This window comes from Pseudomonas sp. NPDC008258 (genome assembly GCF_042956345.1).
Lineage (GTDB): Bacteria > Pseudomonadota > Gammaproteobacteria > Pseudomonadales > Pseudomonadaceae > Aquipseudomonas.
Window position 1 is genome coordinate 127,714 of sequence record NZ_JBIBGE010000006.1, and the last position, 14,932, is coordinate 142,645.

At 63.4% G+C, this 14,932-nt stretch carries 11 protein-coding genes; all 11 read right to left on the reverse strand.

All coding sequences use genetic code 11. From position 1 onward, the window contains the following. Window positions 1–98: 98 nt before the first annotated feature. The gene (locus tag ACFY9W_RS06860) at window positions 99–1,553 is read right to left on the reverse strand and encodes a mannose-1-phosphate guanylyltransferase/mannose-6-phosphate isomerase (RefSeq protein WP_391127547.1); all 1,455 of its coding nucleotides are present in this window, start codon (window positions 1,551–1,553) and stop codon (window positions 99–101) included. Window positions 1,554–1,591: 38 nt separating this feature from the next. Continuing rightward, the gene (locus tag ACFY9W_RS06865; RefSeq protein ID WP_391127549.1) at window positions 1,592–2,239 is read right to left on the reverse strand and encodes an alginate O-acetyltransferase AlgF; all 648 of its coding nucleotides are present in this window, start codon (window positions 2,237–2,239) and stop codon (window positions 1,592–1,594) included. Window positions 2,240–2,259: 20 nt separating this feature from the next. Beyond that, on the reverse strand, window positions 2,260–3,417 hold the full coding sequence (locus ACFY9W_RS06870; protein WP_391127551.1) for an alginate O-acetyltransferase: 1,158 nt from the start codon (window positions 3,415–3,417) through the stop codon (window positions 2,260–2,262). A 10-nt stretch (window positions 3,418–3,427) separates the two neighbouring features. Further along, window positions 3,428–4,885, reverse strand: coding sequence for an MBOAT family O-acyltransferase (locus ACFY9W_RS06875; protein ID WP_391127554.1), 1,458 nt, complete (start codon window positions 4,883–4,885; stop codon window positions 3,428–3,430). 196 nt (window positions 4,886–5,081) lie between these two features. After that, the gene (locus ACFY9W_RS06880; RefSeq protein WP_391127556.1) at window positions 5,082–6,185 is read right to left on the reverse strand and encodes a mannuronate-specific alginate lyase; all 1,104 of its coding nucleotides are present in this window, start codon (window positions 6,183–6,185) and stop codon (window positions 5,082–5,084) included. An 8-nt stretch (window positions 6,186–6,193) separates the two neighbouring features. After that, the gene (locus ACFY9W_RS06885) at window positions 6,194–7,636 is read right to left on the reverse strand and encodes an alginate biosynthesis protein AlgX (protein ID WP_391127559.1); all 1,443 of its coding nucleotides are present in this window, start codon (window positions 7,634–7,636) and stop codon (window positions 6,194–6,196) included. Window positions 7,637–7,649: 13 nt separating this feature from the next. Beyond that, window positions 7,650–9,209, reverse strand: a complete 1,560-nt coding sequence (algG, locus tag ACFY9W_RS06890; RefSeq protein WP_391127562.1) for a mannuronan 5-epimerase AlgG — start codon at window positions 9,207–9,209, stop codon at window positions 7,650–7,652. Between the two features lie 16 nt (window positions 9,210–9,225). Then, window positions 9,226–10,704: an alginate export family protein gene (locus ACFY9W_RS06895; protein ID WP_286111237.1), complete on the reverse strand. Its 1,479-nt coding sequence runs from the start codon at window positions 10,702–10,704 to the stop codon at window positions 9,226–9,228. Continuing rightward, the gene (algK, locus tag ACFY9W_RS06900) at window positions 10,701–12,185 is read right to left on the reverse strand and encodes an alginate biosynthesis TPR repeat lipoprotein AlgK (RefSeq protein ID WP_391127566.1); all 1,485 of its coding nucleotides are present in this window, start codon (window positions 12,183–12,185) and stop codon (window positions 10,701–10,703) included. Before algK ends, ACFY9W_RS06895 begins: the two co-directional genes overlap by 4 nt. A gap of 51 nt (window positions 12,186–12,236) precedes the next feature. Further along, window positions 12,237–13,403 (reverse strand): PilZ domain-containing protein, encoded by a 1,167-nt coding sequence (locus ACFY9W_RS06905; RefSeq protein ID WP_391127569.1) that lies wholly within the window; start codon window positions 13,401–13,403, stop codon window positions 12,237–12,239. 36 nt (window positions 13,404–13,439) lie between these two features. After that, entirely contained in the window at window positions 13,440–14,921 is a 1,482-nt protein-coding gene (locus ACFY9W_RS06910) for a glycosyltransferase family 2 protein (RefSeq protein WP_105945717.1), read from the reverse strand. Between the last annotated feature and the right edge of the window lie 11 nt (window positions 14,922–14,932).

The following is a 14,932-nucleotide window of genomic DNA, read 5'->3' on the forward strand; positions in this document are numbered from 1 at the left end:
CCAGCTCCCACAGTTACCGTACAAGGCTTGAGAGCGATGCGGTCCAGGTGGGAGCTGGCTTGCCGGCGATGGGCCGCAACGCGGCCCCAGGGGTTCACTTACTGCGCGATGGTTTTCACCGAAACACCACGCTCGACGGGTGTGGAGGTTCGCCCATACACATCCTCGAAGCGCTCGATGTCATCCTCGCCCAGGTAGCTGCCCGACTGCACTTCGATGATCTCCAGCGGGATCTTGCCCGGGTTGCGCAGGCGGTGGATCGAGGCGATCGGAATGTACGTGGACTGGTTCTCGGTCAGCAGGAACACGTTCTCGTCACAGGTGACCTCGGCAGTGCCCGACACCACGATCCAGTGCTCGGCGCGGTGGTGGTGCATCTGCAGCGACAGGCTGGCGCCCGGCTTGACGGTGATGTGCTTGACCTGGAAGCGGCCGCCCATGTCCACCGAGTCGTACGAGCCCCACGGGCGATACACTTCAAGGTGGTTCTGGGTTTCGGTGCGGCCCTGTTCGTCGAGGGTCTTCACCATCTGCTTCACGCCCTGGACCTTGTCCTTGTGGGCGATCATCATGGCGTCCTTGGTCTCGACCACCACGATGTTTTCCAGGCCGATCACCGACACCAGCTTGCCGTTGCCATGAATCATGCAGTTGCGGCTGTCCTGCACCACCACGTCGCCTTTGGTGACGTTGCCATCCTCGTCTTTCTCGTGCACTTCCCACAGCGACGACCAGCAGCCCACGTCGCTCCAGCCGGCCGACATCGGCACCACGCAGGCGCGCTGGGTTTTTTCCATCACGGCGTAGTCGATGGAGTTGTCCGGGCAGCAGGCGAAGGTGGCTTCGTCGATGCTCAGCACATCGTCGTCTTCCTGGCTGCGCTCAAGGGCCAGCACGCAGGTGTCGTAGATGTCGCCTTCGTGCTTTTTCAGCTCTTCGAGGAAGCGGCTGGCGCGGAACAGGAACATGCCGCTGTTCCAGAAGTAACCACCGGCCTGGACGAATTCGGCGGCACGTTTCTCGTCAGGTTTTTCAACAAACTGGGCCACCCGTGCCACGCCTTCGGGCAGCAGGGCGTCCTGGCTGGAGCGGATGTAGCCGTAGCCGGTTTCCGGTTTGGTCGCCGGCACGCCGAACAGCACCATCTCGCCACGCTCGGCGGCCACGGTGGCCAGGGCCAGGGCGCGTTGCAAGGCCTTCTGGTCATCGATCACGTGGTCGGCGGGCAGCACCAGCATCAGCTCGTCGCGGCCTTCATTGACCAGCTTCATGGCGGCCATGGCCACGGCGGGCGCGGTGTTGCGGCCGAACGGCTCCATCAGGATGCCTTGGGTTTCGAGCTTCAGCGCCGCCAACTGCTCCTGGACAATGAACTTGTGGTCTTTGTTGCAAACCACGATCGGCGCGTCCATGCCTTCGAACACCAAACGTTCGATGGTTTGCTGGAAAAGGGTGTGTTCACCGGTCAGGGCCAGGAACTGCTTGGGGAACTGCTTGCGCGACAGAGGCCACAGACGGGAACCGCTACCACCAGAAAGAATTACCGGGATCATTGTGTTTCTCCAATAAGGTTCGAAAGAGGCAGAGGGGATCAGTTGCTAGCCACGGGGCGAGTTACCCACATCGGCGACAAGGCGTTGCCGGAACCTGTTACATACAGTACCGCGGCCTCGCCGCGCTCCAGGGCAACGGGTTTCACGTCGCCGACTTTCTTGTCTCCTTGGAACAGCGCCAGGTTGACCTTCACGGGGTTGATTTCACGTTCACCACGGCCGTTGGCGGCCACCGGCTTGACTACTTCGGTCTTGCCGTCGGCGGTTTTCAGGGTCAGTTGCTGGTCGCTCAGGTTCTGCACGCGCACCAGGGCTTTCTGCTTGTTCTTGAACGGCGGTTCTTCGATCAGTTGCGGGTTGCCGCTGCTGCTGTTGACCAGGGTGTAGTACTTGTCCGAGGCCAGCTTCACCGGCACGCTCTTGCCGCCAACCTGGGCGGTGTAGTCGCCACCGGGCAGGAAGCTGAAGTCGCTGCTGGCCTGAGCGCCAACCTGCTTGATCTGGGTGTTGCCGACGCTGGCGGCAGCCGGTGCGCTGGCGGCGTTGAACAGGCGCACGAAGGTCGAGCCTTTTGGCGCGCTTGGGCCGTACAGCGCAGCGTCGGCACCGGCAAAGGCCTGCATGGAAGCAAGGGAAAGGCCGGCCGCGAGGGTGAGGGCTTTGGCAATGGAAGTCTTGGTAGTCATGTGCATTTCCTCTCTATCGTTCAGTGGTTCGTCCGGGTGGACGACAAGGCCAGGTTTTCTTCGGATTTACGGGCGTTTTTCAGCTGCGCGATCCACTGCGGATCGAAGCTGCCGAGGTCGGTTTTCATGGGCAGGTAACGTTCGGGGAATTCCCACACCACCACTTGCGGTGCGGCGTTCTTGAAGGCATCGCTTTGCAGGTACTTGAGCATTGGCAGCAGCGGGCCATGGCCGTCTTCGGCGTAGTTGGCCACGTCGCTGCGCAGGGCCTGCTGCAATGCACCCAGGAAGTTCCAGTGCGGGTTGGCGCTGTAGCTGGTGCCTACCAGCGCCACCGGGATTTCGTTGTTGGCGAACAGTGCGTCGTCACTTTCACCCGCTGCTTGTGCCGGGCGGGTGCTGCGCTGTTGCAGGTTGTCCGGGGTTGGCAGCAGGTTGCTGAACAGCGGGTCGAGCGGCAGGAAGTTGGTCAGGTCGCCTTTGTAGGGCGCGGTGCTGCCGGCTTCGGTGACGAAGGTTTGCGGGTCACCGTTGAGCAGGTGCTGCCGGCTTACCGCCTCGGCCAGGGCCTGGGCGGCGACTTCGGCGCCCATCGGTGTCCAGTGGGTATCGGTGCGCAGGAATACCTGGCCGCGAGCCTTGGCTTGTTCCATGGCCGCTTGCAGGTCCGGGGCAAACACGTTGGCCTGGCGCACCTGGGCGTGGAACTGGTTGTACAGGTCGTCGTGCAGGCTGGCCGGTTGCTCCTTGCCCAGGTATTCCGAATAGATACGCGCCTTGGCGGGCACGATGGCCAGCACCAGCTGGCTGCCATGCTGCTGCAAGGTGTCGCGCACGCCGCGGATCAGCGCCAGGTTTTCCTGCATCTGTTGTTCGGCACCGGCGGTGGGGTTGAACTCCTCGTCGCTGAACAGCCACTGGTCGCGGCCCAGCACCACACCAGGGCGGCCTTCGTTGAACAACTTGAAGTCCAGCGCCGCCCAGAGGTTGGTGCCCAGGCGCTTGATCGGGAATTCGGCGTCGTAGTGGGTTTCGGCGGCCTTGGCCAGCTTGCCGTTGAGCACGGTCATCTGCTCGGTGCGCTGGAAGCTTTGCAGGCCACCGGTAGACCACACGCCCATGCCGACAAGCAAGCCGAGGAACGACAGTGAATACGTGATGCGTAAGGTACGGTTCATGTCATCGGCCTCAGAACTGGAAGTACAGGAACGGTGAGTAGCTTTGCGCCGAGAGCTTGAGGATCGAGGCCACGAACAGCAGTAGCACCAGGGCGCGGGTCATCACCCGGGCCCAGTCCAGGCCGATCGAGCCATCCGCGTTGACCTGCACCGGGGTTGCTTTTGGCGCTGGCTTGGCATTGCGGTAGAAGTCGCGCAGGCCGAAGAACGCCAGGGTGAGGTAGGCGATGACCAGGGTGGCCACTTGCAGGCCGGTGAGCTGGGCGCGGTTGAGTTCCGACAGCTGCCAGTCGCCGAAGCTGAACATGGCGCCGTACATGCGGCCGGCCACGTGCAGGTTTTCGGCGCGGAAGATCACCCAGCCGACCACCACCAGCAGGAAGGTGAAGGCCCATTTCACCGGGTTGAAGCGCTGCGGGTTGGTGTCGATGCCCAGCGCGCGCTCGATGGCCAGCCACATGCCGTGCCAGGCGCCCCAGATGATGTAGGTGAAGTTGGCGCCGTGCCACAGGCCGCCCAGCAGCATGGTCAGGAACAGGTTGCGGTAGGTGTTGAAGGTGCCTTTGCGGTTACCGCCCAGGGTGATGTACAGGTAGTCGCGCAGCCAGGTCGACAGGCTGATGTGCCAGCGACGCCAGAACTCGGTGATCGACTGGCTGATGTACGGCTGCTTGAAGTTCTCCATGAAGCGGAAGCCCATCATCAGGCCCAGGCCGATAGCCATGTCGCTGTAGCCGGAAAAGTCGAAGTACAGCTGCGCGGTGTAGGCCAGTGCGCCAAGCCAGGCGTCGCCAGTGGTTGGGTTTTGCAGGGCGAAGCAGTGGTCGGCCACCACCGCCAGGGTGTCGGCGATGAACACTTTCTTGATGAAGCCCTGCATGAAGCGGGTGCAGCCTTCGGAGAACTTGTCCAGGGTGTGGGTGCGGTTGTTGAACTGGTCGACCAGGTCCTTGAAGCGCAGCACGGGGCCGGCGATCAGGTGCGGGAAGATCGCCACGAACGCCGCGAAGTCGATGAGGTTGCGGGTGGCCGGGGTGTCACCGCGGTACACATCGATGATGTAGCTGATCGACTCGAAGATATAGAACGAGATACCGATCGGCAGCAGCACGTGGGTGAGGATGAACGGCTCCAGGCCGAACGAGCTGATGATCGCGTTGAGGCTGTCGACGCCGAAGTTGGCGTACTTGAAGTAACCCAGGATCGCCAGGTCGACGCCCACACCCAGCAGCAGCCAGCGTTGGGCGGGCTTGGTGCGCACACCGGCGGCACCGACTTTAAGGCCGATCCAGTAGTTCCACAGGGTGACACCGGCGAACAGGGCCAGGAAGTCCACCCGCCACCAGGCATAGAAGATGTAGCTCGCGACCAGCAGCAGCAGGTTGCGATAGCGTTGCCCGCTCAAGTAGTACAGGCCGAGGAAGATCGGCAAGAACAGGAACAGGAACACGTTGGACGAGAAGACCATCCCGGTTCTCCTTTTTGTTCACAGCATCCGGGGCACAGCGCCCCCCAAACCCCCCAGCAAAAAGCTGGAGGGCAACTTAGATCCCTGTGGGAGCGGGCATGCCCGCGAACAAGGGCGAAGCCCTTGCCATGCACCACAGTGGCTTCTTCGCGGGCATGCCCGCTCCCACAGGTTCCGACCCCACTAGGGAGTCAATTCATTTCTTGAGTTCTGCGCTCGGGTCGTAGACCCGGGTCAGGTTGCCGCCCAGGCGGAAGCTGTCGAACGGTTGCATGCCATGCTTGCGCTCCAGCGTGTCGCCGACGCACTGGTACAGGGCGCACCACGGTTCGAGCCAGGCGTACTTGCTGTCGACCTTTAGGTCTTTCATGTCTTGTTTTTCGCCCGCGCGTTCAGCGAAGTGCTTGGGGTCGCGGGCGCCGTACAGCACGCCTTCACCCAGGCGCTGCAGGGCAAAGTTGTTTTCGCTGCGCAGGTCCACACCGTTGGCCTTGGCAAAACTGGCAATCATCGCCAGCGGTGGAAGGGCGTAGTTGTGGTAGGCCAGGGCGCGCTGCTTGCGCTTGATCTCGTTGGGCAGGAAGCCCTGCTCGTCCACCTGGTTGGCGCCGATCTTGTATTCCTTCACGGCCCAGTCGAACAGGTCGCGGCGGTTGGTAGCCACCGAGGTGGCCATGACCGACCAGGCGGCCCAGTAGCTGTGGTTGTTGATCTTCGCCAGTGGCAGGTTGCTCCAGTCGCGCACGGTTTGCTCGGCCAGGCGGGCGAACCATTTTTCGATCAGCTCGGCCTCGGCCTGGTGCGCGGCCAGCGGCTGCGAGTTGGAGAACTTCAGGCGCAGCCACGAACCACTCATGCTGCCCAGCGCCCATTTGCGCATGGACTTGCCCGTGTGGTTGTAGTTGCTGGACATCAGCGCATCGGCACGCGCCCAGGTGCCCAACCAGGTCAGGGCGCAGTCGAGTTGTGCCGGGCGGCCGTCACGCATGTACTGGTTGACCATCTTGGCCACGCCACGCTCCAGGGTGGTGATGTCCTTGGTGGAGTCGCGGAATGCCTGCTCGGAATCCTCGTTGAGGGTTGCCCGGGCACTGTCCGAACCTTCGTACTTGCTGCGGAACTGCAGCGCACCGGTGTACGGCTTGGGCGTGGCTTCGCAGCGAAAGTTACCGTCACCGGTCTTGAGCTTTTCGATCCCCTCGTAGTACCCCTGTGGGGGGACCAGCGCAGCATGTGCGGCCCCCCCGAACAGGGCCAGCGCGAGCAGGGCGGGGCGGAAGATTCGCTTGAAGGTGGTCATGGGTCGCCTCACTGGCCGGCTTGCGCGGTTTGCGCAGGCACGGCGAAGTTGTTGCGTTTGCAGAGTTTTGCTTCGACTTTCTGGGTGCCGCTTTCCGGGCCCTGCACCTCGAAGGCCAGCAGGCTCTGGCTGGCCCAGTCCTCGTCTTCACGCATCTGGAAGACAAAGCGGCCGTCGGTGTCGGAGGTTTCCGGTTTTTCCAGCTTGATGTCCTCGTGGCGGCCGTTGAGGTACCACAGGGTGGCCTGCAACACCTTCACCGACGGGTCTTCGAACTTCACGTCCATTTGCATGTTGCGGTTGATCAAGTCCTTGATCACGCCGCCCTTGCCGTTGACCATCAATTCGTTTTTGCCGGGCTTGAGGGTGGTGCTGGCGCTCATCAGGGCCGGGCGGTCGTCGCAGCCGTCGTCGAGCAGGCCAAGGATTTGCCGCCAGATGGTTTCCTGGTCCAGGCGGTACAGCGGGGAAAATTCCCAGATCAGGATCTTCGGCGGGTTCTTCTGGAACTCCTCGCTGCCCAGGTACTGGATCATCGAGCCTTCCAGGCCACCACCGGGGAAGGCGACGTTGAGCACGTCGGCGCCGATGTACTGTTCGAGGAAGCCCGAGAAGTTGTAGTTCTTGCCACTGTGGCTGGTGCCGACCAGGGTGATCTGCGCGTTGCCACTGTCACCGAACAGGTCGTCGCCACCGCCGCTGGAGCCTTTGGGCTCGGTGGCGAACTGGTCCATGTACTGCACCGCATAGCTGGTGCCGCAGAGCTGGCCGGCGACGTTGTGCAGGGTGCCGGTCTTGCCCATTCGCCCGGATTTCTGGGTTTCGAATTCCTTGCGCGGAATGCCTTCGAACGCCGGCATGTGGTGCACGGTGTCGGCCACGATCCTGGCCGCACGCTCGGCACCGTAGGGCGTCCAGTGCTGGTCACCGCGGAAGTAGAAGTCCTTGCCCTGGTCGGCAGCGGCCAGCTGTTCGTTGGTCAGCGGCGACAGGTCGGGCACGTTGTAGCCCATGCTGGCGAAGCGCTTGAGCATGGCCTGGTAGTTACCCAGCGCCTTCTGGTAATCGAAGGCGGCTTTCTCGGCCGGGTTGAGCATGTTGCGGTTCACCAGGCCACGGGTCGGCTGGTACACCACCACCACTTCCACGCCGCGCTTCTTGAACGCGTCGTGCACCTGCTGCAGGCGCTTGTAGCCGGCCGGGGTGGTGTTGAACTCGGTGCGCAGGTCTTCGCGGGTACGGAACAGCCAGTCCCCCTTGGCCTGCACCAGCGTGGTGAAGTTCTGCTGGTAACGGGTGGTGTAGCGGCTGGCGTCATGCGCTTCGGGGCACAGCTGGCAGCACGGCTCGGCGCTGAAGGTGGGGGCCTTCACGTCGTCGGCGCGCACGCCCTGGCTGATCGCCAGAAGGGCGGCGGACAGGCCCAGCAGTTTCATCAGGTGTGGGGTCATGGTCTGGGCTTCCTTAATCGATCATTTCGGTCTGGCGTTCGACCGGGTCGATCAGCACAGCCTTTTGCTGGCGCACCAGCAGGTCGAGGATTTCGTCCTGGCGTTCGCCGAGGATGCCGTTGAGGCTGATACCGCTGGCCTTGCGCGGGGCGAGCATCGACACCTTGTACAGCTCGACCGACAGCGGCGAGTCGATCGACAGCGGGCCGGAGCCGTTGGCCGTGAGCTCGCCGCCCACCAGAATCAACGACACCTTGGTGTCGAACGGGTCCAGGGCAATGTCGCGGTCGGTGTCGGACAGGTCTTTGATGTGGCCGTACACGCCCACCAGGCCGTTGGCCATGGCGACGTTTTCGTACAGGCGGATGTTCACGCTGTTACGCACGCGGATGCCGTGGCGGCGGTTGTTGATCAGCTTGTTGCCCCAGATCAGGTTGTCGCCGCTCTCGTACAGGGTGATGCCGTCGGTGTGGTTGCGGTAGATCTCGTTGTAGGCGATCAGGTTGTTGACGCTGTTACGGTCGATCACCACGCCTGAGAGCTTGTTGTCGTAGCTCTTGTTGTTGATGATCCAGCTGTCGTTCACCTCACGCGAAACGATGATGCCGTGCTTCTTCTTGGTGCCATGCACCGTGTTGCCGGCGATGATCAGGCGGTGCGAGCGGTCGTGCGGGTCGATGCCGTAGACGATGTTGTCGCGGTAGGTACTGTCCTTCACCACGAAGTCCTGGGTTTCGTAGCAGTAGAAGCCGTACCACATGTCGCTGAACTCTGAGCCGATGATCCAGCCGGTGGGTTCCGGGCGGCCCATGCGCTTGGCCATGTTCGGCGTGTACTGCGAGATGCTCACACCGTACGACTTGGACTTGGCGTAGCCGAAGCTGGCCATCTTCGTATTGACGATGTAGGTCTCGGTGCCGCCCCACGACAGCAGGAACGGGCGGAATTCCTTGGGCGAGCGGAAGGTCGCCGGGCCATTGTCCTTTTCGCGCCAGCCGGTCACCTGGGTGTCGGTGACGAACAGCTTGCCGTCGTTGACCAGGAACGAACCGCCCTCCTGGGACAGGCGCAGCTGCTTGACCTTGCCGTCGATCTCGAGGATGCCCTTTTGCCCGACCACAATCGGCAGTCGCGCCAGGTAAACACCGGGCTCGACTTCGCTCAGGTACTGCTTGGGCACCTTCTTGCTCAGCTCCACCAGGTCGACATGGCCGTCATCGACGAAGATCGCCTGGGGAATACCGTGCTGGCGCTGCACCCACTCGGCCGCCTTGTTGTCACCGCCGACGAACTCCTTGAGGGTGTCCTCCTGGAACATGCGGCGCAGGCTGACTTTCCCCTTGCGGCTACGGTCGATCTTTTTCTGCACGGCCTCGGCCGTGAAACCGGTCAGGTCAGGCAGCTTGGGCGGGTCCATCTGCAGCGGCTCGATCGGCGCGCTGGCCACGGTGTAGGTCTTGGCCTGCTGCAGTTCCTTGGCAATCACCTGAGGTTCTGCGGCGGCGACCAGGCCGCTGGCCAGCAGCAAGGCGCTGGCCAACAGGCTGTGACGTAAGTGCGGGTGAAGGTTCATCAGGTTTCTCCCGGCCTCAGAATCGCCAGATCACGTCGACGAAGGCGCGGTGCATGTACGAATCCGCTTCCTTGCCATAGGCGTCGCCCGGCTTGAACACACCGGCACGCAGGCGCACCAGGGCGGACGGCTCGTCGATCGCCTGGCTCATTGATGCCGGCAGCAGGCCTTGCTTGAAGTACTTGGTCACGACCACGTCCATTTCCTGGCCAAGGTCTTTTTCACCGTCGACCAGCTGGCGGTTGACGCCGTTGTCGTCGACAGCGGCATTGATGCCGCTGGAGCCGATGTTCTGGTTACCGTCGACACGCCAGAACTTGTGGTAGATCAGGCTGGCGTCGTAGTCGTCGCGCAGCTGCCAGGAGGCGAACAGGGTGGCGGCCTGCAGGTTGCCCAGTTCGCCACGGAATGCTTCGCCGAAACGGTGCACGCGCGAGCGGGTGCCGGTGAAGTTGGAGCGGTTGCTCTCAAGGCCGGTCTGCTCGAAGTTGTTCGAACCGTCGTCGCCACCGCCGCCGCTGCCACGGGCATAGGCCGCGCCGACCTGCCATTGCGGGTCCAGGCGCAGGCGGATGCCGAGGTCGGTGGCCCAGGCATTGACGTCGCCGCTCTGCTTGCCGGTGGCAACCTGCTCGTCGCCGACGGCCTGGCTGCTGAGGGTGTCGCGGTCACCGGTCAGCCAGGTGACGCTGCCCCAGTAGTTGACGGTGTGGTCGTTGCGCCAGTTGTAGGCGTCGCTGTTGGCTTCCAGGCCCAGCCAGGTCAGGTCGCCGGTGCGGGTCTTGTCCAGTGCGTCCACGGTTTCGCCCGGGTTTTTCAGGCTGCCGCTGTCGTGGGTGTGGTGGGCACGTACGCCTACCCAGTGGCCAGGCGTCCACTGCGTGGCGACGTTGCCGTAGATGTGCGTGCGGTCCTTGTCTTCCGGGGCCAGCTCGGTGAGGTCGGTGCGGTATTCGCTGAAGCGCTGGGCCACGCCCAGGTCGGCCTTGAGCAGGGTGGTGTCGAAGGTCCAGTTCAGTGCTTCGATGTTAGTGTCGCGCCACATGCCATCGTCGCTGCGCAGGCGCTGGCGACCAAGGCGAAGTTGCTCGCCCGGGTAGGCGGTGAGGCCACTGTAACCCACCCAGAACTCGCGCATGGCCAGGTAGCTCTTGTCGGGCGTGCGGCCATGATCGCCGGTGTCGGTGGTGGTGCCGTCGTCGTTCTGGCGCAGGGTGTCGGTTTCGATGGTGTCGGTGGCGGCGACGGCCTGGCCCATGGCGTAGGCGCTCCAGTTGCCGCGTTCGCCGTACACCCACGGGCGCAGGTCCAGGCCCAGGCCGTTGACGTCACCGCCAGGGCGGGTGCCCAGGTCGCGGTCGTCTTCCGACTGGCCGGTGATTTTCACGTCCAGGCCAAAGTTCTTTTCAGCAGTCATTTCCGCCAGGGTCGGGCAGGACCACAGCAGGGCGAAGCTCAGGCCGATGCCAGCTTTCACGAAGGGATTGAGCGTCATAGCGAGTCCTCACCGTCTACTTCTTTTTCGTCGTCTTGCAGGGCTTCCAGGGCCAACGTGCTGTTCGCGCCCTGGGCCATGCTGCCACGTGCCTGCTTCTCTTGCGCCAGCAGCTGCTGGGCCTGGCTGCGCTGGTCTGGCGTGAGTTGCTGGTCGAGTTGCTGCAGCAGTTCGCTCGATTGCGGGGTCGGGTTGACCTGCGACAGCTGGGCAAATACCCAGGCATTACCCGGTTGCGGGCGGATGCCGTGGCCTTCGCTGAACAATTGCGCCAGGGCGTAGTCGGCGCTGTTCTGCCCGCCACGGGCGGCGGCCAGCAGGTGGTCGACGGCCTTCTGCGGCTCGACGTTGCCCAGATAGCCGCGGCGGTACAGCTGGCCCAGGTAGTAATGGGCGCTGATCTCGCCTGCGTCGGCGGCGGCCTGCAGGTGTTGCTCGGCCTTTTTGGCGTCGGCTGGCAGGGTCTTGCCTTCGTAGTACAGGCGGCCCAATAGCAGTTCGGCACGAGGCTGTTCGGCTTCCCGGCCCTTGTCGATGTAGGCCAGCAACTGGTCGGTGTCGCCCAGTTCAGGGAAGTCGTAGACCAGCTGTGCCAGGCTGACCCATGAGGCCGGGTTGGCCGGGGCCACCTGCTCAAGCAGCGCCTTGGCGGTTTTCTCGTCGGTCTGGCCGAGGCTGCGGTCAGCCAGCACACGGGCAACGCTGTCGACCCGGGTGGCCGGCACTGCACCACGGGCGTAGGCGGCTTTGAGCTGGCCGAGCAGGGCCGCTTGCTGGTCGGCCTGGCCACGCTTCTGGTACACGGTGGCCAGTTCGACGTAGCAGATGTCGGTGGTGTTCAGGGCGGCCTTGCAGATTGTTTCCACGTCGCCCAGGTGCTGGTCGTAGGTGCCTTGGGTGCGGTAAAGCAGCACCTGGGCCAGGCCCGCTTCCGGGTTGCCGGCGGCGCGCCATTGGTCGATCTGCTGCTGGGCATTGACCTTGGGGAAGCTCTGCGGGTAGCTGAGGTAGAGCATCGCTAGCGGGATCAGGGTATTGCTTTCGCCTTGACGGGCGGCTTGCTTGAGCAGGGTTTCGGCTTCTTCGCGTTCGGCCTGGGTGCTGTCAGGCTTGGCCACCAGCAGGCGACCAAGGCGTGCCTGGGCGCGGGGCGACGTGGCCGCTGCGGCGCGGTAGGTGGCCTCGGCTTCCTTGATTTGCGACGGGTCGCGGGTGGCCACCTTGATGTCGGCAAGGCCCACTTGCGCTTCGCTGTAGCCCAGGTCGGCCAGGGCCTTGTAGTTGCGCTCGGCCAGGGCTGTGTCACCGCGCTTCATGGCTTCGTTGGCCAGACGCTGGTCGGGCAGGCCGGCACAGCCGGCCAGGGCGATGGCCATGGCCAGACCACACAAGCCAAGGTTCACACGGACCCTGTGGGAGCGGGCAAGCCCGCGAATTGGCGTGGCCGACGATGCTGCCCATGCTGGCCTCTTCGCGGGCATGCCCGCTCCCACAGGATAGGTGTTGGTATCAGAGATCATCGTCCGGTCCTCTTACAGCCCACGGGCCACGGCTTTGTCGATCAGCCAGTTCAGCGATGGGCCACGGTCGCTGTTGACCGCAGCCGGGCGGCCGGCCAGTTCGGCGGGCAGGCCGCTATCGGGCTTGATCTGCACGCGAATGTCGGAAGCCAGGTCTTCGCTGTTGAGGCTGGCGCTGCTGACAATCTGACCGGTGCGGACTTCGTCTTCGCCGGCCACCTGGAAGTTGACCTGGGTGCCTGGCTTGACCTCGTCGAACTGGCGGTAGCTGAAGCGCGCCTCGACCATCGGCGTGGTGGTGCGCGGGATCAGCTGGAAGATGGCCTGGCCCTTGGCGGCATACTGGCCGTCGTCCACCAGCTGGCGGGCGACCACGCAATCGCAGGGGCTGGTCAGGGTGCCGGACAGCTGCTTGCCGAACAGCTCCTCGATCTTGGCCGGTTCCAGTTGCGCGTCATCCAGGTTGCCTTTGAGCATGTCCAGCATGCTGGTGGTGAAGCTGGCCAGTGGTGCGCCCTTGGCAATTTGCCCACCACTTTCGACCAGGCTGCTCACGGTACCGTCGCGCGGCATGGTGATGGTGGTGGTCGGCACTGCGACCACACCGGCTTCGGCATGGCTGACGAAGTACATGCCGTAGAGCGATTTGGCGACAAAGCCGAAAGCAGCCACGCCGACCACGAACACGCCCAGGGTGACGGTAACGGCCTTGAGCCGGCCGAAGGCGCTCAGGCCAGAGCCGCCGTCTTTTTGCTTGCGCGCCTTGGTGAAGTTGTCACGTTGCAGGGTGCTGAGCACGTCGCCGATGCTGATCAGCTCACCCGACAGGTGGCTGGTGATGATGTGCCGCAGTGTGGCGATGTCGCGGGGTTCGAGGTTCTGGAACTGCGCGCCGGTACGGCCGCTGCCCGGGTTGTACGAGCGCACCTGGAACTCGATGTCGATCGACAGGCCCAGGTTGTCGACCACGAACTGCAGGCGCCCGCGCAGCACATCGCCCACCGACAGTGGCTGCTTGGTGTGGAAGCTCAGGCCACCGGCAGAAAGGTCGTCGACCTTCACTTCGTGGGTCTGGCGCTGGGCGTCCAGGAACCGCAGCTTGGCGGGAATGCGCACCCGGGCGTGTTGGCGCTGGGCTTCGGACTCATGCACGACATTGACGTTCACGGCGGTATTCATGGGGTTTGTTCCTGTTAGATCCGATCCGGGTTGGGCTCACACGACCATGAACAGCACAGCAACGAAGATGCTGGCAGCCGAGAAGGTCATGGTCCGCGAGGACCAGGTGTTGAACCATTGTTGAAAGCTGGCGAGGTCACGCTTGAGGGCAGTGGGCTGACGCGTCCACGACTGCTTGTCGAGGCGGAAGAACACGTAGATCTTCATCAGCGCGCCGATGATCTGGTTGTAATAGAGAATCAGCGGGTAGGCCGGGCCGACGTTGTGGCCGCTGCACAGCAGCATGACGGTGAGGATCAGGCGGGTGATGCCGATCCACAGCAGGTACACCAGCAGGAAGGCCAGGCCGAACTTGAGGCTGGCGATTACCGCCACGGTCAGCCCCAGCAGGCTGGTCCACATCGACACGCGCTGGTCGAACAACACGATGCTGGTGAACAGCCCCAGGCGGCCCAGGCCCAGGCCCAGTGCACGGGAGTTCTGCCGCAGGTTGTTGCCGTACCAGCGGTACATCAGCTTGCGGCTCGCCTTGAAGAAGCTCTTTTCTGGCGGGTGCTCGACCGTGTTGATGGCGGCGTCCGGCACGTAGAAGGTGTCGTAGCCCAGGCGCATCAGGCTGAACCAGCTGGACTTGTCGTCGCCGGTGAGGAACTTGAAGCGGCCCAGGCGCCAGTGCATCAGCGAGTCGCTTTCGACGTCGGCGATGAACTCGGGGTTGGTCACCACGCTGGCGCGGAACATCGACATGCGCCCGGTCATGGTCAGCACGCGCTTGCTCAGGGCCATGGAGCACATGTTGATGTGGCGCTGGGCGAAGCGCAGCTTGTGCCATTCGCTCATGATGTAGCCGCCACGCACTTCGCAGAACTCGTTGGTGGTCAGGCCGCCCACGTTGGGGAACAGCTTGAACCACGGCACGGTCTTGCGTACCACGCCATCGGCCAGCACGGTGTCACCGTCGATCACCGCCACCACGGCGTTTTCGTCCGGCAGCATGCGCGAAATGGCACGGAAGCCGTAGGCCAGGCCATCGCGCTTGCCGGTGCCGGCAATGCGCACGATGTCCAGCTTCACATGGGCCGGCGGGTTGTACTTGGCCCACAGGCTCTTCACCAGCAGTTCATCGGACATTTCCACCAGCGAGCAGACCACGGTGGTGGGGAAACCACAGTTGATGGCCTCGCGGATCACCGAGCTGTACACCTGGGCGGTGGTCAGCGCTTCGATGCGGAAACTGGTCACCATCAGGTACACATGCGACGGGGCGGTGGCATCGCCCATTTTCTGCACCTTGCGGCGCAGGTACGGGTAGACGATGTACAGGAAGATCATGCCGCGGATGAAATGGGTGGCGCCCATGGAATAGCGCCAGATGCCGACTGCGCCGACCAGGAAGATGAAGTGCTTCGACTGCGAGTCGAAGATATCGGCTGGCAGGGCCAGGGCGATCAGCATGAGCAGGCTCATGTAGAGCAGCCACCCGGCGCACTGCAACAGCACGGTCTGGAGCCTTTGCATGTTCAGCATCC